Origin of the sequence: Mesorhizobium sp. M8A.F.Ca.ET.218.01.1.1, assembly GCF_004791165.1 — a bacterium.
Lineage (GTDB): Bacteria > Pseudomonadota > Alphaproteobacteria > Rhizobiales > Rhizobiaceae > Mesorhizobium.
Window position 1 is genome coordinate 426,704 of the sequence record NZ_SRUZ01000005.1, and the last position, 21,173, is coordinate 447,876.

21 protein-coding genes are annotated in these 21,173 nt (G+C 63.9%); 13 read left to right on the forward strand and 8 right to left on the reverse strand.

What is annotated here, in order from left to right:
• Positions 1–55: 55 nt before the first annotated feature.
• On the forward strand, positions 56–1,831 hold the full coding sequence (locus EN861_RS20735; RefSeq protein WP_127873085.1) for a tetratricopeptide repeat protein: 1,776 nt from the start codon (positions 56–58) through the stop codon (positions 1,829–1,831).
• Positions 1,832–1,932: 101 nt separating this feature from the next.
• Here EN861_RS20735 and EN861_RS20740 read toward each other — a convergent pair whose 3' ends face one another.
• The gene (locus tag EN861_RS20740) at positions 1,933–2,394 is read right to left on the reverse strand and encodes a GNAT family N-acetyltransferase (protein ID WP_127873086.1); all 462 of its coding nucleotides are present in this window, start codon (positions 2,392–2,394) and stop codon (positions 1,933–1,935) included.
• 203 nt (positions 2,395–2,597) lie between these two features.
• Here EN861_RS20740 and EN861_RS20745 point away from each other — a divergent pair, with 203 nt between their 5' ends.
• From EN861_RS20745 to EN861_RS20760, 4 genes are all read left to right on the forward strand, one after another.
• The gene (locus EN861_RS20745; protein WP_127873087.1) at positions 2,598–3,545 is read left to right on the forward strand and encodes a glycine--tRNA ligase subunit alpha; all 948 of its coding nucleotides are present in this window, start codon (positions 2,598–2,600) and stop codon (positions 3,543–3,545) included.
• 13 nt (positions 3,546–3,558) lie between these two features.
• Positions 3,559–3,702, forward strand: coding sequence for a hypothetical protein (locus EN861_RS35870; RefSeq protein ID WP_210235190.1), 144 nt, complete (start codon positions 3,559–3,561; stop codon positions 3,700–3,702).
• 216 nt (positions 3,703–3,918) lie between these two features.
• Complete coding sequence (gene glyS / locus EN861_RS20755; RefSeq protein ID WP_135865290.1) at positions 3,919–6,297, forward strand: glycine--tRNA ligase subunit beta; 2,379 nt, start codon at positions 3,919–3,921, stop codon at positions 6,295–6,297.
• A gap of 126 nt (positions 6,298–6,423) precedes the next feature.
• Positions 6,424–6,702: an ATPase gene (locus tag EN861_RS20760; protein WP_135865292.1), complete on the forward strand. Its 279-nt coding sequence runs from the start codon at positions 6,424–6,426 to the stop codon at positions 6,700–6,702.
• A gap of 105 nt (positions 6,703–6,807) precedes the next feature.
• Here the strand turns inward: EN861_RS20760 and EN861_RS20765 are convergent, their stop codons facing one another.
• Both EN861_RS20765 and EN861_RS20770 read right to left on the reverse strand, forming a co-directional pair.
• Positions 6,808–7,194, reverse strand: coding sequence for a hypothetical protein (locus EN861_RS20765; protein WP_135865294.1), 387 nt, complete (start codon positions 7,192–7,194; stop codon positions 6,808–6,810).
• 172 nt (positions 7,195–7,366) lie between these two features.
• A complete protein-coding gene (locus EN861_RS20770; protein ID WP_135865296.1) occupies positions 7,367–7,831 on the reverse strand; it encodes a hypothetical protein in 465 nt (154 codons plus the stop codon).
• Between the two features lie 160 nt (positions 7,832–7,991).
• Between EN861_RS20770 and EN861_RS20775 the strand changes: the two genes are divergently transcribed.
• The 3 genes from EN861_RS20775 (at position 7,992) to EN861_RS20785 (ending at position 11,163) form a co-directional block, all read left to right on the forward strand.
• On the forward strand, positions 7,992–8,966 hold the full coding sequence (locus EN861_RS20775; RefSeq protein ID WP_189343698.1) for an L-threonylcarbamoyladenylate synthase: 975 nt from the start codon (positions 7,992–7,994) through the stop codon (positions 8,964–8,966).
• Positions 8,967–8,975: 9 nt separating this feature from the next.
• The gene (locus tag EN861_RS20780; RefSeq protein ID WP_135865301.1) at positions 8,976–10,406 is read left to right on the forward strand and encodes an FAD-binding oxidoreductase; all 1,431 of its coding nucleotides are present in this window, start codon (positions 8,976–8,978) and stop codon (positions 10,404–10,406) included.
• 190 nt (positions 10,407–10,596) lie between these two features.
• Positions 10,597–11,163, forward strand: coding sequence for a DUF6101 family protein (locus tag EN861_RS20785; protein ID WP_127278163.1), 567 nt, complete (start codon positions 10,597–10,599; stop codon positions 11,161–11,163).
• A 213-nt stretch (positions 11,164–11,376) separates the two neighbouring features.
• On the opposite strand, the gene ubiA is transcribed toward EN861_RS20785, so the two are convergent.
• On the reverse strand, positions 11,377–12,360 hold the full coding sequence (ubiA, locus tag EN861_RS20790; protein WP_189343699.1) for a 4-hydroxybenzoate octaprenyltransferase: 984 nt from the start codon (positions 12,358–12,360) through the stop codon (positions 11,377–11,379).
• A gap of 68 nt (positions 12,361–12,428) precedes the next feature.
• Entirely contained in the window at positions 12,429–13,340 is a 912-nt protein-coding gene (locus EN861_RS20795) for a LysR family transcriptional regulator (RefSeq protein ID WP_127278162.1), read from the reverse strand.
• 90 nt (positions 13,341–13,430) lie between these two features.
• Here EN861_RS20795 and EN861_RS20800 point away from each other — a divergent pair, with 90 nt between their 5' ends.
• Together EN861_RS20800 and purD are read left to right on the forward strand one after the other, a co-directional pair.
• Positions 13,431–14,252 (forward strand): phytanoyl-CoA dioxygenase family protein, encoded by an 822-nt coding sequence (locus EN861_RS20800; protein ID WP_127278157.1) that lies wholly within the window; start codon positions 13,431–13,433, stop codon positions 14,250–14,252.
• Between the two features lie 164 nt (positions 14,253–14,416).
• A complete protein-coding gene (gene purD / locus EN861_RS20805) occupies positions 14,417–15,694 on the forward strand; it encodes a phosphoribosylamine--glycine ligase (protein WP_135865305.1) in 1,278 nt (425 codons plus the stop codon).
• 22 nt (positions 15,695–15,716) lie between these two features.
• Here the strand turns inward: purD and EN861_RS20810 are convergent, their stop codons facing one another.
• Entirely contained in the window at positions 15,717–16,826 is a 1,110-nt protein-coding gene (locus EN861_RS20810) for a glycoside hydrolase family 25 protein (protein WP_135865426.1), read from the reverse strand.
• Between the two features lie 175 nt (positions 16,827–17,001).
• Positions 17,002–17,238 (reverse strand): hypothetical protein, encoded by a 237-nt coding sequence (locus EN861_RS20815; protein ID WP_135865428.1) that lies wholly within the window; start codon positions 17,236–17,238, stop codon positions 17,002–17,004.
• 208 nt (positions 17,239–17,446) lie between these two features.
• Between EN861_RS20815 and EN861_RS20820 the strand changes: the two genes are divergently transcribed.
• Positions 17,447–19,216 carry an acyl-CoA dehydrogenase gene (locus tag EN861_RS20820; protein ID WP_135865307.1) on the forward strand — a complete coding sequence of 590 codons (1,770 nt, stop codon included), beginning with the start codon at positions 17,447–17,449 and terminating at the stop codon, positions 19,214–19,216.
• A 20-nt stretch (positions 19,217–19,236) separates the two neighbouring features.
• Positions 19,237–19,989, forward strand: coding sequence for a crotonase/enoyl-CoA hydratase family protein (locus EN861_RS20825; protein WP_135865309.1), 753 nt, complete (start codon positions 19,237–19,239; stop codon positions 19,987–19,989).
• Positions 19,990–20,000: 11 nt separating this feature from the next.
• On the opposite strand, the gene pdxH is transcribed toward EN861_RS20825, so the two are convergent.
• Positions 20,001–20,618, reverse strand: coding sequence for a pyridoxamine 5'-phosphate oxidase (pdxH, locus tag EN861_RS20830; protein WP_127280934.1), 618 nt, complete (start codon positions 20,616–20,618; stop codon positions 20,001–20,003).
• A 40-nt stretch (positions 20,619–20,658) separates the two neighbouring features.
• On the opposite strand from pdxH, the gene EN861_RS20835 reads away from it, so the two are divergent.
• Positions 20,659–21,120: an RT0821/Lpp0805 family surface protein gene (locus tag EN861_RS20835; protein WP_127280935.1), complete on the forward strand. Its 462-nt coding sequence runs from the start codon at positions 20,659–20,661 to the stop codon at positions 21,118–21,120.
• Positions 21,121–21,173: the final 53 nt, after the last annotated feature.

Consider the following 21,173-nt stretch of genomic DNA (forward strand, 5'->3'; position numbering starts at 1 on the left):
CGAGTCTGGGTCGATCCCGCTGATGCGGAGATGGCGCCTGGCTGAAAGGGATATGATGCAGCAAGGACGTGCGCGCTGGCTGACAAGGCTGGCAATTGTGACGGGCATGGCGATCTCGGCTTTGCCGGCCTATGCCAAGCAATCAACCGAACCGGTCAAGATCTCGTCGTTCTCGGGCGCCTACCTGGCTGCCCGGATCGCGGAAGGCGACAACGACCTCGACAGCGCCATCGCGTACTACAAGCAGGCCTTGGCTTTCAATCCGAGCGACACCGCGCTGCAGCAGAGCCTGATGCTGTCGCTGATCGCGCAAGGCCGCTTCGACGAGTCGCTGGTCTATGCCGACAAGCTCAAGGAAGTGCCCGATGTCGAGCGCTTCTCGCGCCTGGCGCTGGCGGTCGATTCCTTCCACAAGAAGGATTTCACCAAGGCGCAGTACTGGCTCAAGCTGTCGCTGGAATCCGATCTTGACCGGCTGATCTCCGGCGTCATGTCCGGCTGGGCCGAACAAGGTGCCGGCCAGGCCAGCGAAGCGATGGCTTCGATCGACAAGCTGCAGGGGCCGGACTGGTTCGGCCTGTTCAAATCCTTCCACCGCGCCCTGGTCGCCGATGCCGCCAACATGCCTGAAAAGGCGGAGGCGATCTACGCCGCGACGATGCAGGATACCGCCGCCGGCGGTGCGGCGCCTGAAACCTGGATGCGCAACGCGCAGGCCTATGCCTCATTCCTGGCCCGCAAGGGCGACAAGGCCAAGGCGATCTCGGTGCTCGACCAGGCCGAGGCGTTTTCGCCGGGCAAGCTGGAAATCGTCGCCTTGCGCGCCAGGATAAGCAAGGGCGACAAGATCGCGCCCTTCGTGTCCGGTCCGTCCGACGGTGCTTCCGAAATCCTGCTCGATCTTGCCACCGCGCTCAACCGTGGCGGCGGCGAGCCATTCGTGCGCCTCTATTTGCAATATGCCTTGGCCCTGAAGCCGGACAGCGACGCGGCCCTCGTGCAGCTCGCCGCCGTCGCCGAACAGTTGAAGGACGGCGAAGGCGCCATCGCGCTCTATCGGCGTATCCCCGACTCTTCGCCGCTGAAGGAGATTTCGGACCTGCAGCTTGGCCTCAACCTTGCCGATCTCGACCGCCATGACGAGGCGATCACGCATCTCAAGGCCTTCGTCGAAGCCCATCCCGACGACATGCGTGCCTATCTGGCGCTCGGCGGTGTCTACTCCTCGAAGGATGATTTCCGTTCCGCCGCCAATCTCTACGACAAGGCCGTCGAGGTGCTGAAGACGCCGACCGCTGCCAACTGGAACATCTTCTACCAGCGCGGCATCGCCTATGAGCGGCTGAAGGAATGGCCGAAAGCCGAGCCGAATTTCCGCAAGGCGCTGGAGTTGCAGCCAGACCAGCCGCAGGTGCTGAACTATCTCGGCTATTCCTGGGTCGACATGAACACCAACCTGAAGGAAGGCCTGGAGATGATCCAGAAAGCCGTCGATCTCAGGCCGAGCGACGGCTACATCGTCGATTCCCTGGGTTGGGCCTATTTCCGCCTCGGCCGCTTCGATGACGCGGTGCGCGAGATGGAACGCGCGGTCTCGCTGAAGCCGGAAGATCCGGTTCTGAACGACCATCTGGGCGACGCCTATTGGCGCGTCGGCCGCAAGCTGGAAGCGACTTTCCAGTGGAACCAGGCCCGCGACCTGAAGCCCGATCCCGATGTGCTGGCCACCTTGCAGCAGAAGCTGATGAAGGGCCTGCCGCCGATCGAGTCCAACACGGCGCAGGAAACCCCGAAGGTCAAGCCAGAGCCGGTTCCCGCCCCGAAGGGGTGAAAATCGCCTTTTTGAAATGCGAACGGGGCTCTTCGGAGCCCCGTTTTCGTTGGAAAGGCGCATGGCGTTCCCAGTAGACGCGGCGACGCGCTGGAGCGTCCTCAGAACATCTTTCGATAGACGACGAAGCCCGAGCGTTCGCCGACCTTGTCATAGAGCTTCATCGCCGTGTGATTGGTTTCATGCGTCAGCCAGTACACTCGGCCGGAACCGGCCGCCCGGGCGCGCTCATAGACGCCTTCGATCAGCGCCCGGCCGATGCCTTTGCCGCGCGAGGCCTCGTTGGTGAAAAGGTCCTGCAGATAGCAGTTCGGTGCGATCGCCGTCGTGCTGCGGTGGAACAGGTAGTGGACGAGGCCAAGCAACTGGCTCCCGCTTTCGGCGACCAGCGCATGGACCGGCTCGTAGGCGTCGAAGAAGCGCGACCACGTCATTGCGGTGATGTCGCTCGCCAGCGCCATCTCGCCCGAACGGCCATAGAACGCGTTGTAGCCGTCCCACAGCGGCAGCCACTGCTCGAAATCGTGGCGCGTGACGGGGCGGATGATGATCGGGTTGGACATGGCTCGACCTGCTGTGCTTGACGCGGATGCTTTGTCGAATTGGATCGCGGACCGTGGCGGCGGGCAATGGGCCAGTCGCTGGGCAACGTTTCAACATAGTCCGGCATGCTCACCGCGGCTCGCATCGGACGCGCCTTGCTTGACGCTTCGCCGCCGTGTCTCTAGGACGTGGCCGCAAGCTAGCCTGTGTCGCCGAGGCCATCGTGACGATTGAAATCCCAGCCCATATGCACCCCAGCCGCTCGTTCCAGGGGCTGATCCTGACCTTGCACAATTATTGGGCCGCCTATGGCTGCGTCATCCTGCAGCCCTATGACATGGAGGTTGGCGCCGGCACGTTTCATCCGGCAACGACGCTGCGCGCACTCGGGCCAAAGCGCTGGAACGCGGCCTACGTCCAGCCTTCGCGCCGTCCCAAGGACGGCCGCTATGGCGAGAACCCCAACCGGCTGCAGCATTACTATCAGTACCAGGTGATCCTGAAGCCCAATCCGCCAAACCTGCAGGAGCTCTATCTCGGCTCGCTGGCGGCGATCGGCGTCGACCCTCTGCTGCACGACATACGCTTCGTCGAGGACGACTGGGAAAGCCCGACGCTGGGCGCCTGGGGCCTTGGCTGGGAATGCTGGTGCGACGGCATGGAAGTGTCGCAGTTCACCTATTTCCAGCAGGTCTGCGGCATCGAATGCGCGCCGGTGGCGGGCGAACTCACTTACGGCCTGGAGCGCCTGGCCATGTATGTGCAGGGCGTCGACAATGTCTACGACCTCAACTTCAACGGCCGCGAAGGCGCCGACAAGGTCACCTATGGCGACGTGTTCCTGCAGGCCGAGCAGGAATATTCGCGCCACAATTTCGAATACGCCAACACGGCGATGCTGCTGCGGCACTTCGAGGACGCCGAAGCCGAGTGCAAGGCGTTGCTCGAGGCCGGCGCGCCGGCATCGAACGACAATCTGCCGATGCACAAAATGGTCTTTCCAGCCTACGACCAGTGCATCAAGGCGAGCCACGTCTTCAACCTGCTCGATGCGCGTGGCGTGATCTCGGTCACCGAGCGGCAGAGTTATATCCTGCGGGTGCGTAATCTGGCGAAAGCCTGCGGCGAGGCGTTCCTGAAAACGCAGGCCGGTGGATTGGCGGCGGCCTGAGTCTCAAGCGCCGTTGATCATTTCGAGGGAAGCGCTGATCGGCGGCAGGATCTGGCCGCTCGGACCAGACATCGTCCGCAGCGCCTGCCGCACGCCCGGCATGGAGAAGGCGCCGTGGGCCTGCGCGGTGAAGCAGGCGCTGAGCGCGAGGATTTGAAGAAGTCTGGATGCCGTTTCATCGTCGTTCAGCCAATAGTTCTCTGCCTGAGCGTGGGTCGCTTCAGCGCTGCGTTAGGTTCATGGAAATCTTTGATCCAAGGACGGGCCGGATCGCCTCATCCCGACAGGAGGGTCAAAATTTCTGGAAAGGGTGACAGCGGCCAGCCGAGTTGCTATGCCCCGCGCGGACCACTCTCCCGCATGAGCTGACCCTATGCCTGACCTGCTTCTAGAACTTCGCTCCGAGGAAATCCCCGCTCGCATGCAACGCAAGGCGGCGGGCGATCTGAGAAAGATGCTGACCGACGGTCTGGTCGAGGCGGGACTGACCTATGAGGCGGCGCGTGAGTATTGGACGCCGCGGCGCCTTACCCTCGATATCCGTGGCCTCAACGCTCGCTCGAAGGACATTCACGAGGACATCAAGGGGCCGTCGACATCAGCGCCTGAACAGGCCGTCCAGGGCTTCCTGCGCAAGGCCGGGCTGTCATCGATCGCCGAAGCGCATGTCCATTCCGACCCGAAGAAGGGCGACTTCTACGTCGCCCATATTTCGAAGCCGGGCAGGGCGGCCGAAGAGATCATCGCCGGACTGGTGCCTGATATCATCCGCAATTTCCCCTGGCCGAAGTCGATGCGCTGGGGACCGGCCTCGGCCAAGCCGGGATCGCTGCGCTGGGTGCGGCCGCTGCAATCGATCCTGTGCACCTTCGGCCCCGAGACCGAGGAGCCGGTCGTGGTCGATTTCGAGATCGACGGCATCCGTTCCGGCAACATCACCTACGGCCACCGTTTCCTTGCACCAGGCGAAATCACGGTGCGCCGCTTCGACGATTACGTGAGCAAGCTGGAAGCGGGCAAGGTCGTGCTCGATGCCGACCGGCGCAAGGAGATCATCCTTGCCGATGCCCGCAACCTCGCCTTCGCCAACGGGCTCGACCTGGTCGAGGACGAGGGCTTGCTCGAAGAAGTGTCCGGGCTGGTCGAGTGGCCTGTCGTGTTGATGGGCGAGTTCGAAGAGGCTTTCCTGGCCATTCCGGCCGAGGTGATCCGGCTGACCATCCGCGCCAACCAGAAGTGCTTTGTCACGCGGCCGCAGGGTGAAAGCGAGGCGCTCTCCAACCGCTTTATCCTCACCGCCAACATCGAGGCGAAGGACGGCGGCAAGGAGATCGCCCACGGCAACGGCAAGGTGGTGCGCGCCCGCCTGTCCGACGCGCTCTATTTCTGGACGACCGACCAGGGCGATCTGCCCGATCTCGTCGAACTGGAAGCATCGGCGAAAAAATTTGGGCTCGATCTGAAGAAGCCGCTCGACCAGCGCATGGCCCGGCTCGACCATCTCAATGTCACGTTCCATGCCAAGCTCGGCACGCAGGGCGAGCGGGTGGAGCGGATTGCCCGGCTGGCGGAAGAACTGGCGCCGATCGTCGGTGCGGATCCAGTGCTGGCGTGCCGTGCCGCTGTCCTGGCCAAGGCCGATCTCACCACTGAAGTGGTCGGCGAGTTTCCCGAATTGCAAGGCGCCATGGGTCGCAAATACGCGCTGCTGCAAGGCGATCATTCTTCTGTCGCGGCGGCGGCGGAAGAGCACTACAAGCCGCAGGGCCCGTCCGATTATGTGCCGAGCGATCCGGTGTCGGTCGCCGTGGCGCTCGCGGACAAGCTGGATACGCTGGTCGGGTTCTGGGCCATCGACGAAAAGCCGACTGGATCGAAGGATCCCTACGCGCTGCGTCGCGCTGCGCTCGGCGTCGTGAGGGTCATACTGGAAAACAAGCTCAAGCTTTCGCTGGGCATCGCCATCGCGACCGCGGTCTCCTCGGCACTCGCCGCGTACGAACAAAAAGGCGAAGGCGCCGAGAGCAGTGGCGTCGTTGCGATGCTCGACTTGCGCATTCGCGACTACAAGGGTGCAAGCCGATTGTTGTCGGAAGCAGGCGTGATTTCCAACTTGTTGAAAGGCGGGCTGGCCAAGGCGAACTCAGAAACCTTTGGCTCCGCCGATCAGGAGCGAGAGTTCTTTGACGGTCAGCGTCTGATGGAGCTTGAGGCATCGCTGTCGCCATTGATCGCTGACCTCTTGTCGTTCTTCCACGACCGCCTCAAAGTCTATCTCCGCGACCAGGGCGCACGGCATGATCTGATCGACGCCGTCATCACGCCGCAGTCCGACGACTTGCTTCAGATCGTTCGGCGCGTCGAAGCGCTCGGCTCCTTCCTCGACACCGAGGACGGCAGGAATTTGCTCGCCGGCACCAAGCGTGCGGCGAACATCCTGGCCGCCGAGGAGAAGAAGAAAACGCTGGTCGCCGAAACCGTTGAGCCGGCGTTGTTCCGGCAGGGTGCGGAGAAGTCGCTGTTTGCGGCGGTGAATCAGGCCGAGAAGCAAGCCGGCGAAGCGATTCAAAACCAAGACTTTTCCGCTGCCATGCTGGCGCTTAGCGTGTTGCGTGAACCCGTTGATTCATTCTTTGAGCATGTTCTCGTGAATGATGAGGACCTGTCCGTGCGCGCCAACCGCCTTGCGCTGCTCACGCGCATTCGCACGGCTACCGGGCAGGTCGCGGATTTCTCGAAAATCGCTGGTTGAGAGGCGAGGAAAAAATGCACCAGCCGGCCTTCGAGCCGGCTTACAGTCATATGACGATGATCTCTCCGTGGCAGATGATCTCTCCGTGGCAAAAGGGACATGTTCCCCAACCCCACGGAGGCTTCCATGAATTCCGATCACGAAATCGAAATGACAGAAGAAACCTCGGCCGCCGCCGAAGCGATTGAATCCGCTTCCGAAACCGTTCTCGATCATGCCGCTACCGCAGTCGAAGCCGCCGATCTGTCTGACGAAGACGAAGAAGGCGACGACGAAGACGGCGAAGAGTCCGACGAAGACGACGCCGATGACGCCGTGAAAGCCGAAGGCGACGACGCCGAGGGCGAGGAAGAATCCGAAGACGGCGAGGCCGAAGAAGACGACGACAAGGAAGAAGCGGCCTGATTTTTCAGGCGGATTTTCTCGAAGAAAGGGCGGCGCTTTCGCGTCGCCCTTTTTCGTCGGTCTTTCCAAATACTGACTTGATTAGTTTTCCCGAACGCCGACTTTTCAGTTCTCCAGAATGCTGACGCGCACGCTGTTCTCGTAGACGTCGACCTGGATCAGCGGTTCGCCATTGACGATGGCGCGCTTGGTTGAGGAACTCATAGCGCCGGGGCGCTCCAGCATGCGCTGCAGGTCGGCCCGCTGGTCATTGGTCCTGAACCAGGCGTCGCCCTCGTCGTCGCTGTCGCGGCGATGGAATTTGTGCCAGTTGGCGCGGTCCTGCCGCACCATCTGCGCCGCGCCGTCCAGCGCATAGCCGTCGCTCGCCTGGTGATCGCGATCCGAAATGCGCGCGACATAGGATCCCAGCATGTCGTCCGCATGGGCCACGCCGCCAAGCAATGACGCCAGCAAAAGCCCAGCCACTGTAACGGTCTTCGATTTTTTCATGAGCAACCCCTTGCCTTGAACGATGCAATCCCATCTGCCGGAGCCGCTTGGCGAAAGGCCGGCCGCAGGGCCGCCAGCGAGATACGTCTGGATGAAATTCGCCTGACAATGGTGCGCAGGCGTCAGACTGCCGTCAAGCCGTTGAGCATGCTGATCGGTGAGTGGCAGGTCGCTATTTGACCTTGCCGGCTCCTGAAGCAGGCTGTTGGGCTGCCGGCGGTGGCGCGGCTGTCGCCGGTGCCGTTTTTCCGTGCGCCGGCGCGGGGGCTGCCGAGGCGGTCGCCGTGGCGGGGGCGGTTGCCGCAGCCGGCGCGGTTGCCGCGACCGGCGCCTTGGCTTGCACGGGTGTCGAGAAGGCGCCGCCGACGACGCCGCCACGAATGATCATCGGGCTGTGCGGGAAGGCATGCCTCGCCTCGGCCTTGTCCGGGATTGCCGCCACCTTTTCATAGGTGACGTCGGGCTCGCCGAGCGCAACGACGGACACCACGTCGCTCGCCTTGTCGTCGGTTGGCTTCAGCACAACGACGGAGGGCGTCGAGGCCGGCGCGCCGGGAAAGACCAGCGACGAGGCCTGAGCCTCGCCAACCATGGCAGCCAGAGTGATGACAAGCGTTCCCCAGATACGCACAGACACTGACATAGCTCCCCATTGCCCAGAAGCGGCACGATAGTGCTCGGCGATTGATGCCGGCTTTCATGGAAAGATAGCATTTTAGGAATTGATGAATTGCCTATGCCCGCTTGCCCCGGCGGCGCTGTCGTACTACGCAGCCGGCATCCGCGAGGTGACGAGAGTGGCTGAAATACTTGCCGTCGGCGAAGCGATGGAACCGGCGTTGGCGCTGCTTGAGGGCGGCGACGTCGTCGCCATTCCGACCGAGACCGTCTATGGACTGGCCGGCGACGCCACCAACGGCATCGGCGTGGCGCGCATTTTCGAAGCCAAGGGTCGGCCGCGTTTCAATCCGCTGATCGCCCATGTCGCCGACATGCCGATGGCCGAGCGCATCGCGCTGTTCGATCCGCTGTCGAAGAAACTCGCGCTTGCCTTCTGGCCGGGTCCGCTGACGCTGGTGTTGCCGCAGCGCCCCGGCAACGGCATTCATCCGCTGGTCACTGCCGGGCTCGACACGATCGCCTTGCGCATGCCGAGGGGGTTTGGCGGCGACCTGATCGCCAGGCTTGGCCGACCGCTTGCCGCGCCCAGCGCCAATTCATCCGGCAGGATCAGCGCCACCACTGCGCAGGCCGTTGCGGTGGACCTCGGCGCCCGCATCAAGCTCGTGGTTGATGGCGGCGCCACACCGGTCGGGCTGGAATCGACCATCGTCAAGGCCGAAGGCGAAAGATTGCGCCTGCTTCGGCCCGGCGGCATCGCCGCCGCGGACATCGAGGCGGCCATCGGCATGGAGTTGCTGCGCGGCGGCGCTGCCGGGGTCGAGGCGCCGGGCATGCTTGCCTCGCACTACGCGCCGGGCGCGGCGGTGCGGCTCAATGCCGGCACGGTTGGCGAAGACGAAGCGTTGCTTGCCTTCGGCGACCAGCGCGCGGAAGGCTGGCATCATGCGGCCGCATTCTTGAACCTGTCCGAAACAGGTGACCTGCGTGAGGCGGCAAGCAATCTCTTCGCCTACATGCAGGATCTCGACCGTAGCGGCGCGCGCACCATCGCGGTTGAGAAGATTCCCTTTGACGGGCTCGGCGAGGCGATCAACGACCGGCTCTCCCGTGCCGCCGCTCCTCGTGACAACGCACAGCCCACAACGTAGTTTTCCCGGATGACCGAAACCGCCAAGACACTCGATCCCGCTCTCATCGATCGTTTCGTGGCCATCGTCGGCGACAAATACGCGCTGCGCGACCGGCAGGACATCGCGCCTTATCTCATTGAGCGACGCGGCCTCTGGCATGGCGCGACGTCCCTGGTCCTGCGGCCGGGCAGCGTCGACGAGGTCAGCCGGATCGTGCGGCTGGCGACAGAGACCGGAACGCCAATCGTGCCGCAAAGCGGCAACACCGGGCTGGTCGGTGCGCAGGTGCCTGACAAATCCGGCCATGAGATCGTCCTGTCGCTGTCGCGGCTGAACCGCATCCGCGAGATCGATGTCCTGTCCAACACGGTCACGGTCGAGGCCGGCGTCATCCTGCAGACCTTGCAGGAAGCGGCCGACGCCGCCGACCGGCTGTTCCCGCTGTCGCTCGCCGCGCAAGGCTCCTGCCAGATCGGCGGCAATCTTTCGTCCAATGCCGGCGGCACCGGCGTGCTTGCCTATGGCAATGCGCGCGAGCTCTGCCTCGGCGTCGAGGTGGTGCTGCCGACCGGCGAGGTCTTCGACGATTTGCGCAAGCTGAAGAAGGACAACACCGGCTACGACCTGAAGAACCTGTTCGTCGGCGCCGAAGGCACGCTAGGCGTGATCACCGCCGCCGTGCTCAAACTGTTTCCGAAGCCCAAGGGAAGGGACGTCGCCTTCGTCGGCCTGTCGTCGCCCGAGGCCGCCCTTTCCCTGTTCAGCCTGGCCATGGACCGCGCCGGGGCCGCGCTCACCGCGTTCGAACTGATCGGCAAGCGGCCATACGATTTCACGCTGGCGCATGCCCCGGGCGTGACACGGCCGCTGATGGCGGATTGGCCCTGGTATGTGCTGATGCAGATTTCATCCGGCCGTTCGTCGGAGGATTCGCGGGCGCTGATCGAGGACGTGCTTTCGGCGGGTCTCGAGCAGGAATTCGTCGGCGATGCCGTCATCGCCGCCAGCCTCGGGCAGGGCGATGCCTTCTGGAACTTCCGCGAGCTGTTGCCCGAGGCACAGAAGCCGGAAGGCGCTTCGATCAAGCACGACATATCGGTGCCGATCGCATCGATACCGCGTTTCATCGCGGAGGCCGCCGGCGCGGTGGCCTCGGTCAGTGCCGGCGCCCGGGTGGTCTGCTTCGGCCATATGGGCGACGGCAATCTTCATTATAACATTTCACGGCCCGTCGACGGCGACGACGAGGCGTTTCTGGCGCTCTACCATGCCATGAACAAGGCCGTGCATGACGTGGTGCGCAGCCTGCACGGTTCGATCTCGGCGGAGCACGGCATCGGCCAGTTGAAGCGCGACGAACTGATCGCCACCGCGCCGCCGATGGCCATCGATCTGATGCGCAGGGTGAAGACCGCCTTCGACCCGGCCGGCATCATGAATCCCGGTAAGGTTATCTGATCCTTTCAACATCTTGTGGCTGGTGGCATTCCGATAACCATCCCTGAGATCAGCAAAATTTAACCGACTTTCTTAAGCGCGGCGGTAAGGAGCCGGCGCTACTGTTTCCCCATAACGAGGCCGGGAAAACTGGCCCGGAGAGAACCGGACACCGGCTCTCAGGAGACAGACAGGAAGGCGCTCTATGAACGTGAACACCGGACTTAAGCCAGTCTGGGCGGGACGCAACATGCGTCTCGACCCATTCCGCCTGCCGCAGGTGGTGAGCTACGCGACGCGCGACGATTATGGCGACGTAACCTTCACCATCGACCAGCGCGGCGCCGTGATCCGCCGCCTGCTCGAGATGAGCGGCCTGCCGGCGATCATCGTACTGCCCGCCAATGCATTTCGCGGTGTCGCCGCCCGTGCGATGGAGGATCCGGAGGGCAATGTCACTGTGACCCTGGAACTCCTGCACAACGATCCGATGCTGTCGGTGCCGCTGCTGGTGGCGGACGATCTCGAAGACGTCGCCGCCGACTGGCGCGCCTGGGCCGATGCCTACCGTCTGCCGATGCTGCTGATCGAATCGGACGGCGTCGCCCGTACCCTGGAAGAATCGCTCGGCGCCGCCATCAAGACACTGCCGCCGCAGGACCGTCGCAAGGGCCGCGTTTCCAACACGCGCCGCCCGCGCTTCCTTGCCCGTCGCAGAACCGGGGACCTCGGCCTCAGGCTGGTCATCGACGGCCAGGAAATCATTTCCCGCGATTAGCTTTCTTCTCCCCGTCTCTATACGGGGAGAAGTGCCCGGCAGGGCGATGAGGGGCAGCGCCGACCTCCGCTGATTTGGCCATTTCAAACTTTGGTAGAATGCAAGCGGCCTGTCGCCGCCGTGCATTTCGCCTCGCCTTCAAGGTCGGCGCTGCCCCTCATCCGGCTGCCGCCACCTTCTCCCCGTATAGTGACGGGGAGAAGGAAAAAGCCGCTACACCAGCGGCTTCAGCGCCACCCACAGCGCGCCACCGATCAGGCCGAGGAAGATCAGCCAGCCGACCTGGTTGTTCGACCGGAACAGCCGCAGGCACTGGTCCGGATCGTCGATATGCAGCACCGCGATCTGCCGGGCAAGATGCGCACCGGCGGCGATCAGTCCCGCCAGCGCCACCACCGGGGCCTGCGCCGAGGCGAAGGCGACGGCGAAGCAGATCAGCATGCCGCCATAAAGCCCCGCGAGCCACGCCTTGGTGTTGTCGCCGAACAGCCGTGCCGTCGAACGCACGCCGACAATGGCGTCGTCTTCCTTGTCCTGGTGCGCGTAGATCGTGTCGTAGCCGATCACCCACAGGATCGAACCGATATACAGCATGATGGCGGGGCCATCGAGATCACCGAACTCGACCGCCCATCCCATCAGCGCGCCCCAGGAAAAGGCAAAGCCGAGAAACAGTTGCGGCCAGTTGGTTATCCGCTTCATGAATGGATAGACGGCGACGATCACCAGCGAGCAGACGCCGAGCAGGACGGCAAAGCTGTTGAACTGCAGGAGAACCGCCAGGCCAACCAGGGCCTGCAGCACAAGAAACAGCCAGGCTCGCCGGCGCGTGGTCTGGCCGGACGGCAGCGGGCGCGAGCGTGTGCGTTCGACCTGGTTGTCGATGTCCTCGTCGACAATGTCGTTATAGGTGCAGCCGGCGCCACGCATGGCGATGGCGCCAATCAGGAACAGTACGAGATACAAGGGCGCCGGCAGCAGCGAAAGCAGCGGGTCGCCAGGCCGGGGATAGGCGCTCGCCGCCAGCGCGGCCGACCACCAGCATGGCCACAACAGCAACTGCCAGCCGATCGGCCTGTCCCATCGCGCAAGCTGGGCATAGGGCCAGATCGCGCGCGGCAGCACGCGGTAGACCCAATGGCCGTTCGGCGCATCGGCGACGCGGCCCTGGGACGCTTTCGACTGGACAGGTTCCATTGGCATGGAGTGGCAGCAGCGGCGGAACCCGTCAAGCGGCAAGCAGGCAGGGAGCGCCCAACCATCCGTCAGGAGGTGAAGATATCGCGTGTGGAAAACCAGACTTTCGCCACCTCGATGAAAGCCAGCGCCGCGTTCGACACGCGCTGCTGCGTATCGTGGGTGAGAATGATGCGCTGCATGGGCAGCGGATCCGACAGCGGTTTGCACACCAGACGCAAGCCGTCATAGCTGTGGTCGCCATGCGGGCGGGTATAGCTGACCGCGACGCCGAAGCCGTTGGCCACCATGCTGCGCTGGAGTTCGAACGAGCTTGTGCGCATGTCGGCGACGGGCGACAGGCCACGGCCGCGGAACAGGTCGAGCATATGCTGCCAGCTATGTGGCTGGTCGGTTGTGATCAGCGGGTAGGCGGCCAGATCCGCAAGGCTGACCTCGGAACGCTCGGCCAGCGCATGGCCCGCCGGCAACAGCGCATGCGGCCGCAGCTCGTGCATCAGGATGCGGGCGAAATGCGACGGCAGGCCGAGATCATAGCTGAGGCCGAGATCGACGGCCGCGTCCGCCAGGCGCCGCCCGAGCGTCTCGAACGTCTCGTCGCGGACGATGACGGTGACCGCTGGATGGCGTTCGGAGAAGGCGCGGATGAGGCCCGGCGCGAAAAAGGGCGCCAGATCCTCGAAGCAGCCGAGCACCAGTTCGCCGCCGACCGCCGAGTTGGCCTTCCCCAGGCCCAGGAGTTCGTCTGTCTCGGCAAGAACCTGCCTGGCCTTCGCCACCACGACACGGCCGAAGGAGGTCAGCGAAACACCGCTTCCCCGCTGGCGCACGAACAGTTTCTGGCCGAAATCCTTTTCGATGGCGTCGATGGCCACCGAAATAGACGGCTGCGAAACGTTGAGCGCCCGGGCAGCGCCGGTGACACTGCCATGGCGGGCGACGGCGATGAGATAGCGGAGTTGGGTGAGGGTGAGACTAATAGTCAAAACCTATGTGTCAGATGAGAAGTTATTATTTTACTGAATGAGCGGCCATTGCGATAGTCGCCTCCATCCTGAAAGGAGGACATTATGGCTTCCCAAACCGCTACACGGGCAACGGACACCGAAATCATCGATGCCCGGACAATCGCCGACTACCAGCGTGACGGCGCGGTCTGCATCCGCGGCGCCTTCAAGGGCTGGGTCGACACGATCGCCGCCGGCATCGAGCGCAACATGCAGAACCGCAGCGCCACCGCGTCCGACATCGCCAATGGCCGCGGCAGTTTCTTCGACGATTACTGCAACTGGGAACGCATCCCCGAATTCGTCAAGGTGGTGCGCGAATCGCCGGCGGCGCGACTAGCAGCCGCGGTGATGCAGTCGCGTACGGCGCAGTTCTTCCACGACCATGTCCTGGTCAAGGAACCCGGTACGCAGAAACCGACGCCGTGGCACCAGGACATTCCTTATTATTTTGTCGATGGCCAGCAGACCGTGAGCTTCTGGATCCCCATCGATCCGGTGAAGGAGGCGACGCTGCGCCTGATCGCCGGCTCGCACAAATGGGACAAGATGATCCTGCCGGTACGTTGGTTGGACGACGGCAATTTCTATGCCGCCGAGGGCGATTATCGTCCGGTGCCGGATCCCGACCAGGATCCATCGATGAAAGTTATCGAATGGGAGATGGAGCCCGGCGACGCCATCCTGTTCGACTTCAGGACGGCGCACGGCGCGCGCGGCAATATGACAGCGGCACGGCGCCGGGCGCTGTCGCTGCGCTGGGTCGGCGACGATGCCCATTATGTCGAGCGGCCCGGCCGCACCTCGCCACCCTATCATGGCCATGGCATGCAGCCGGGGCAGAAGCTGCGCGAGGACTGGTTCCCGGTGGTCCACCAGGGCTGAGCGAGTGCCGGAATAGAGGCGCCGGTGGCGGGCGCCCCTATTGCGCAGGGGGATAACGTTCCCGTGCGCAATTCCGATCAATCCACCCTGATGCCTTGACCCGTCGTCCAGAGAGCAATAGCGGGTTGTTCTCTCTATGGGATAGTTGGCATCAAGAGGTGGCCATGAACGTTCTTCTTCTCGGCTCCGGCGGCCGCGAACATGCACTGGCCTGGAAGATCGCCGCCTCGCCGCTGCTGACCAAGCTCTATGCCGCTCCAGGCAATCCGGGCATCGGCGCAGAGGCCGAGCTGGTGAAGTTGGATATTGCCGACCACGCCGCCGTCGCCGCCTTCTGCCGGGAGAAAAAAATCGACCTCGTCGTGGTTGGCCCGGAAGGGCCGCTCGTCGCCGGCATCGCCGATGATCTGCGCGCCGAAAACATCCGCGTCTTCGGGCCTTCGAAGGCCGCCGCGCGGTTGGAAGGCTCGAAGGGCTTCACCAAGGATCTCTGCGCCCGGTACAACATCCCGACCGCCGCCTATGGCCGTTTCGGCGATCTGGCCTCCGCCAAGGCCTACGTCGAAAAGACAGGCGCGCCGATCGTCATCAAGGCCGATGGGCTCGCCGCCGGCAAAGGCGTCACCGTCGCCATGACAATGGATGAGGCGCAGGCGGCACTCGCTTCCTGCTTCGACGGCTCCTTCGGCGCCGCCGGCGCGGAGGTGGTGATCGAGGAATTCATGACCGGCGAGGAGGCGAGTTTCTTCTGCCTCTGCGACGGCACCACGGCACTTCCTTTCGGCACGGCCCAGGACCACAAGCGCGTCGGTGATGGCGATGTCGGGCCCAACACCGGCGGCATGGGCGCCTATTCGCCGGCCCCTGTAATGACGCCTGACATGATCGAGCGCACCATGCGCGAAATCATCGAGCCGACCATGCGCGGCATGGCCGAGCTTGGCGCGCCTTTCGCCGGCATTCTGTTCGCCGGGCTGATGATCACGCAAAACGGGCCGAAGCTGATCGAATACAACACCCGCTTCGGCGATCCGGAATGCCAGGTGCTGATGATGCGGCTCAGGGACGACCTGCTGGTCCTGCTCAATGCCGCCGTCGACGGCCAGCTCGCGCATACCTCGGTGCGTTGGCGCGACGAGGCGGCGCTGACCGTGGTGATGGCGGCGAGGGGTTATCCCGGCACGCCGGAAAAAGGCTCCGTCATTCGCGGCGTCGAGGACGCCGCGGGCGAAGGCGTTCAGGTTTTCCATGCCGGCACCGCCATCAATGGCGGTGCGCTGGTCGCCAATGGCGGCCGCGTGCTCAACGTCACGGCGACCGGAGCCACGGTTGGCGAGGCGCAGGCGCGAGCCTATGCCGCGCTCGACCGCATCGATTGGCCGGACGGATTCTGTCGCCGCGACATCGGCTGGCAGGCCGTGGCGCGCGAGAAGGCGGGCTGAAGCTCCGACCGGTGGGCGACGGCTACCGCTGGCTGCGATCGAGTTCGGTCGAAGCGGTGCTGAGCGGATCGGCCGCAGCGAAGGCGGCGTCGAGTTGTGCGGGCGAGCGCTGCCCGGCCCGCTTCCAGGCGACATACTGGACGATGCCGAAGCCCGGCCGTGGCGGCACCGTCTTCACGACAGGCATGCGAAACCCGTCGCGGAATTTCGACCAGCGCGAACCGAGCACCGCGACTATTTCCTCGACGGTCGGCGGCGTCGCCACATCGGCGTAGATGATAGTGGCCTTGCCGGTCAGGGCGGCTTCCCGCGAGAGTGGCACCGGCACGCTGGCAAGATAATCGGAAGGCACGTCGAGCAGTCCGCCGAATGGCCATTGCTGGCGCAGCGCGGCGGCATTCGTCGGCACCACGTTGACGTCGATATCGTTCGGCGTGCCGGCGACCCGATAAGGGCAGCGGAAGCGGCCGCAATTGGCCTGCGCCGAGAACTGCCAGAGCGCATAGCCCTGCCAGTTGCCCATCGGAAAATGCACTTCGATGTCAGGTTTGTAGCGCGCGTACCAAAGCGGCAGCCGCGACAAGAGCCGGTATTTGTAGCGGTTGTCGGCGATGTACTGGGCGGTCTTGCCGTTGGTGTAGAGCACTGGGAAGCGGCCGATGCGCCGGTGCACCTGGCGCACGAACTCCTCGGCGTCGTCGAGCGACATCCATTGCGTGGGATCGATGCCCTCGATGTCGAGGGCCATGAGATCATCCGGCGCGGGGTCGGCGAAATCGAGGAAATTGTTGGCCTGCTCGACTGGATTGCCGGGGCGGGCGAGGTGATAGGCGCCCCACTTCATGCCGAGCGCCTTGGCCACGACCCTGCGTGTCTGGAACAGCTCGCGCGTCACCGCGTGGCGCTTCCATAGCGTCTTGCAGAGCTTCACCTCAGTGTCGCCGCCGGAACAGAAATAGGGTGGCGGCATGCCGTCGGACGCCTTGTTGATGAAGGCGACGATGCGCTTGTCGGTGGCAAGCTGGGCCCAGTCGATGGAATTGTATTCGTAGGCGTCGATGACCAGGGCGCGGTCGGCGTTCTTCCACGGCTCGGAGAAATCCGAAGCCTTTGCCGCGGGCGACAGCGCCATTGCTGCCGCGAAAGCGAGAAGCGCCGTGCGGCGAAGGAAGCGCGCCGTCCTTTTCAAAACAGGGAATCCCCGTTGATTAAGGGCGAATGCTGAACCGCTATGGTTAAGGAATACTTTTCGAGCCGATGCGGTGCGTCAGGCGAACAGCTTCAACGCCGTCGCTACCAAGCTGTGGTCACCGTCGGATAAGGGGCTGAAATTCAAACGGGTCGGGCGCGGGCTCTTGTCGCAATGTGCCTTCCGCGACGCGCTTGCCGTGGTGGGCAAGCGAGCATCGCGGCGAGCACAATATGCCGCGATCCGACCAGTAGGCGGCGCCGTTTGCCAGCTCGCCGTGATAGTAGGAAAACCCGGCTGCCCGGTAGGGCAAGCCGCATTCGATACAGCGATAGGCGTCAGGTCTGGCAAGCATGGAATGTTCCGGTCGGCTGGTTTTTTCGCCGGTCGATTTGATCCGGCATCGGTCGAATTTAGTACAGGCCGGCCCGATTGCAAAATCCGCGTGACAAAATTTGACGTTTACGTAAAAAGAAGATGGGAGACCGCCCAAATGCGGATGGTTTTGCTGCGGCACTGGCTCTAGGGTCGGCGAGGCCGATGCATCAGGAGGATCGAGCGGCATGTATCGGGCACCGGTCGAGGATATCGCGTTCACCGTGAAGCATGTGGCCGGCATGAAATCGGCCATCGATGCCGGAGCGTTCGGCGATCTCGGCGAGGATCTGGTCGATGCCGTCCTTGGCGAGGCCGGCCGTTTCGCCACCGAGGAGGTGGCCCCGCTTTACAAGATCGGCGACGAACAAGGTGCCGTGCTGAAGGATGCGGTCGTCACCACCCCGACGGGCTGGAAAGAACTCTATCGCCGCTGGATCGACGGCGGCTGGAACGCGCTCTCCGGGCCGGAAGAGTATGGCGGGCAGGCGCTGCCGACGATGCTCGGCGTCGCCGCGCTCGAAATGTGGAATTCGGCCGCCATGGCGTTCGGCATCGGCCCGACGCTGACCATGGGCGCGGTCGAAGCGCTGGACAAGCACGCTTCCGAGGAGCTCAAGGCGAAATACCTCGCAAAGCTCGTCTCCGGCGAGTGGATGGGCACGATGAACCTGACCGAGCCGCAGGCGGGCTCCGACCTCGCCGCGCTACGCGCCCGCGCCGAGCCGGCCGGCGACGGCACCTACCGCATCTTCGGCCAGAAGATTTTCATCACCTATGGCGAGCACGATTTCACCGACAACATCGTCCATCTGGTGCTGGCGCGGCTGCCCGATGCGCCCGCCGGAACACGCGGCATCTCGCTGTTCCTGGTGCCGAAATTCCTGGTCGGCGACGATGGGTCGATCGGAGCGCGCAACGACGTCTTCTGTTCCGGCCTCGAGCACAAGCTCGGCATCCACGCCTCGCCGACCTGCACCATGATCTATGGCGACGGCTTTCAAGGCGCCAAGCCAGGCGCCATCGGCTGGCTGATCGGCGAGGAGAACAAGGGCCTCGCCTGCATGTTCACCATGATGAACAATGCCCGTCTGGCCGTCGGCATGCAGGGTGTCGCGGTCGCGGAAGCCGCGACCCAGAAAGCGATCGCCTACGCCAATGAACGGCGTCAGGGTAAGGCGGCGGATTACGCTGGTGCCGGCATGGCGCCGATCGTTCACCACCCGGACGTGCAACGCAATCTCCTGACGATGAAGGCGCTGACGCAGATCGCCCGCGCCATCAGCTACAGTTGCGCCCACGCCATCGATCTCGCGCGCGTATCGTCGGGTGACGAGGCGGGGCATTGGCGCGACCGCGCCAATCTCTTGACGCCGCTGGCCAAGGCTTTTTCCACCGATATCGGCGTCGAGGTTGCCTCGCTCGGCGTCCAGGTGCATGGCGGCATGGGCTTCATCGAGGAAACGGGTGCGGCGGCTCTCTACCGCGACGCCCGCATCGCGCCGATCTATGAGGGCACCAACGGCATCCAGGCGATCGATCTGGTGATGCGCAAGCTGCCGCTCGGCGGCGGCGAGCACGTGCATCGCTTTATCGACGAACTGGCTGGTATCGCCAATGCAGTGCGCACCTCCAACCTGCAAGGCTTCGGCCGAACCGCCGATCTTCTGGGTGCGGCCCTTGGCGATCTGACGCAAGCGACCCGCTTCCTGCAAAAACTGGCGGCCGATGGTCAGACGGACAAGGCGCTGGCTGGCGCCACGCCGTATCTGCGGCTGATCTCGCTCGCCGCCGGCGGCGCCTATCTGGCGCGCGGCGCTCTTGCCGATCAGGGCCGCATCGCGCTGTGCCGCTTCTTCGCCGAGAATCTTATCGGCGAGGCCGGCGCGTTGAAAGACCGCGTCATCGACGGCGGCGACAGCCTTGCCGCTGCCGGCAAGGCGCTGATTTCCGCCTGACATTCACTGAGGATACAATCGTGACAGACCACATTCTCGTCGAGCGCCAGGGCGCGATCCAGATCATCCGCATGAACCGCCCCGACAAGAAGAACGCGCTGACGCGCGCCATGTATGCGGCGATGTCGGCGGCCCTTGCCGAAGGCGACGCCGATCCGGCGATCCGCGTCCATGTCTTTCTCGGCGTGCCCGGCGCCTTCTCCTCCGGCAACGACCTCGGCGACTTCATGGTGGTGGCCACTGGCGGCGATGGTGGCACGGAGGTCTGGGATTTCCTGATGGCGCTGGCGCGGGTCGAGAAACCGATGGTCTCGGGCGTCGACGGCATCGCGGTCGGCATCGGCACCACGATCAACCTGCATTGCGACCTGACCTTCGCCACGCCACGCACCGTGTTCCGCACGCCCTTCGTCGATCTCGGCCTCGTGCCCGAGGCCGGATCGAGCCTTTTGGCGCCGCGCATCCTCGGCCAGCAAGCTGCGTTTGCGCTGCTCGGCCTCGGCGAGGGCTTTTCGGCCGAGCGGGCGAAGGCCGTCGGGCTGATCTACGAGGTGGTCGAGGAAGGCGCGCTGGAGGCTTCGGTGCTGGCGGCGGCTGGCCAGATCGCGGCCAAGCCGCCGCAGGCACTGAGGATCGCGCGCGACCTGATGCGTGGCTCACGCGACGACCTCGTCGCCCGCATCGGGGTAGAGAGCGAGCATTTCCGCGAGCGGCTGAAATCCGACGAGGCGCGCGCCGCCCTCACGGCATTCATGACCAGGAAAAAGGGCTGAACCTTACCCTTTCAGGGATACAGCCTCGTCTTGCTCCAGCCACCATCGGCGTCGCGCGAGAAGACCACTCGGTCATGCAGCCGGAACGGCCTGTCGTGCCAGAATTCGATGGTCTTCGGTACGATGCGGAAGCCCGACCAATGTTTCGGTCGCGGGATATCGCCGATGGCATAACGCGCCGTGTATTCGGCGACCGCCTTTTCCAGCGCGAAGCGGCTTTCCAGCGGTCGCGATTGCTTCGAGGCCCAGGCGCCGATGCGGCTGCCGCGCGGGCGCGTCGCATAATAGGCGTCGGCCTCGGCATTGTTGACGATCTCGACCGGACCGCGCACGCGCACTTGCCGGCGCAGCGATTTCCAATGGAAACACATCGCCGCCTTCATACTGCCTAGAATCTCCTGGCCCTTGGCACTCTCGAAATTCGTGTAGAACACAAAGCCGCTTTCATCGAACCCCTTGAGCAGCACCATCCGTACGTCCGGCATGCCCTCGGCATCGACGGTCGCCAGCGCCACGCCGTTGGCGTCGTTGATTTCGCTCTTGGTGGCGTCGTCCAGCCATGCGGCAAAAAGGCGAAACGGCTCGGCGGCCTCGGTAAAGTCACCGCTTGTTAACTCTGCATCACTCATAGTTTTTCTCAAATTGTCACGAAATCAGGGAGGTTGCCGATTGTCGCGTATCGCGCAAGCTTTTGACAGCAGGCAATGGGGCGTTATCGCTTCTGCCAGCGCGAAAGTTGCGATCGTGTCAATCGTCCTGCCGCTTGCTGGCTGCGGCGCGGGAGGCTTCAGCCTTGAGAAAGCCGAAGTCGACCGCTCGATCCTGACCTCAAGCACATCGGCTTCGGCCAAGCCCGCTGATACGGATCGCGACTCCGACCAGACGACGATCGGCAATGCGGTATCGTCCGCCGACATCGAGCAACTCGGTGGCCAGGCAGTGCCCTGGGCGAATGCCGGCACCGGCTCGCGCGGCTCCATCACGGAGCTGGCGGAATTGAAGGACAGCGGCCAGACGTGCCGCCGCTTCAAGGCTTCTCGCGAGAGCTTTGACGGCGTTGCCATGTTCGAGGGTGAACTCTGTCTCGCCAGTGCCGGCGGCTGGCGCATGCAGGGCTTCAAGGCGCTCTGATTTTCCACCTTTGATATGACGCACCGCTACTGGAATTTCTTCCTATGCGAGCG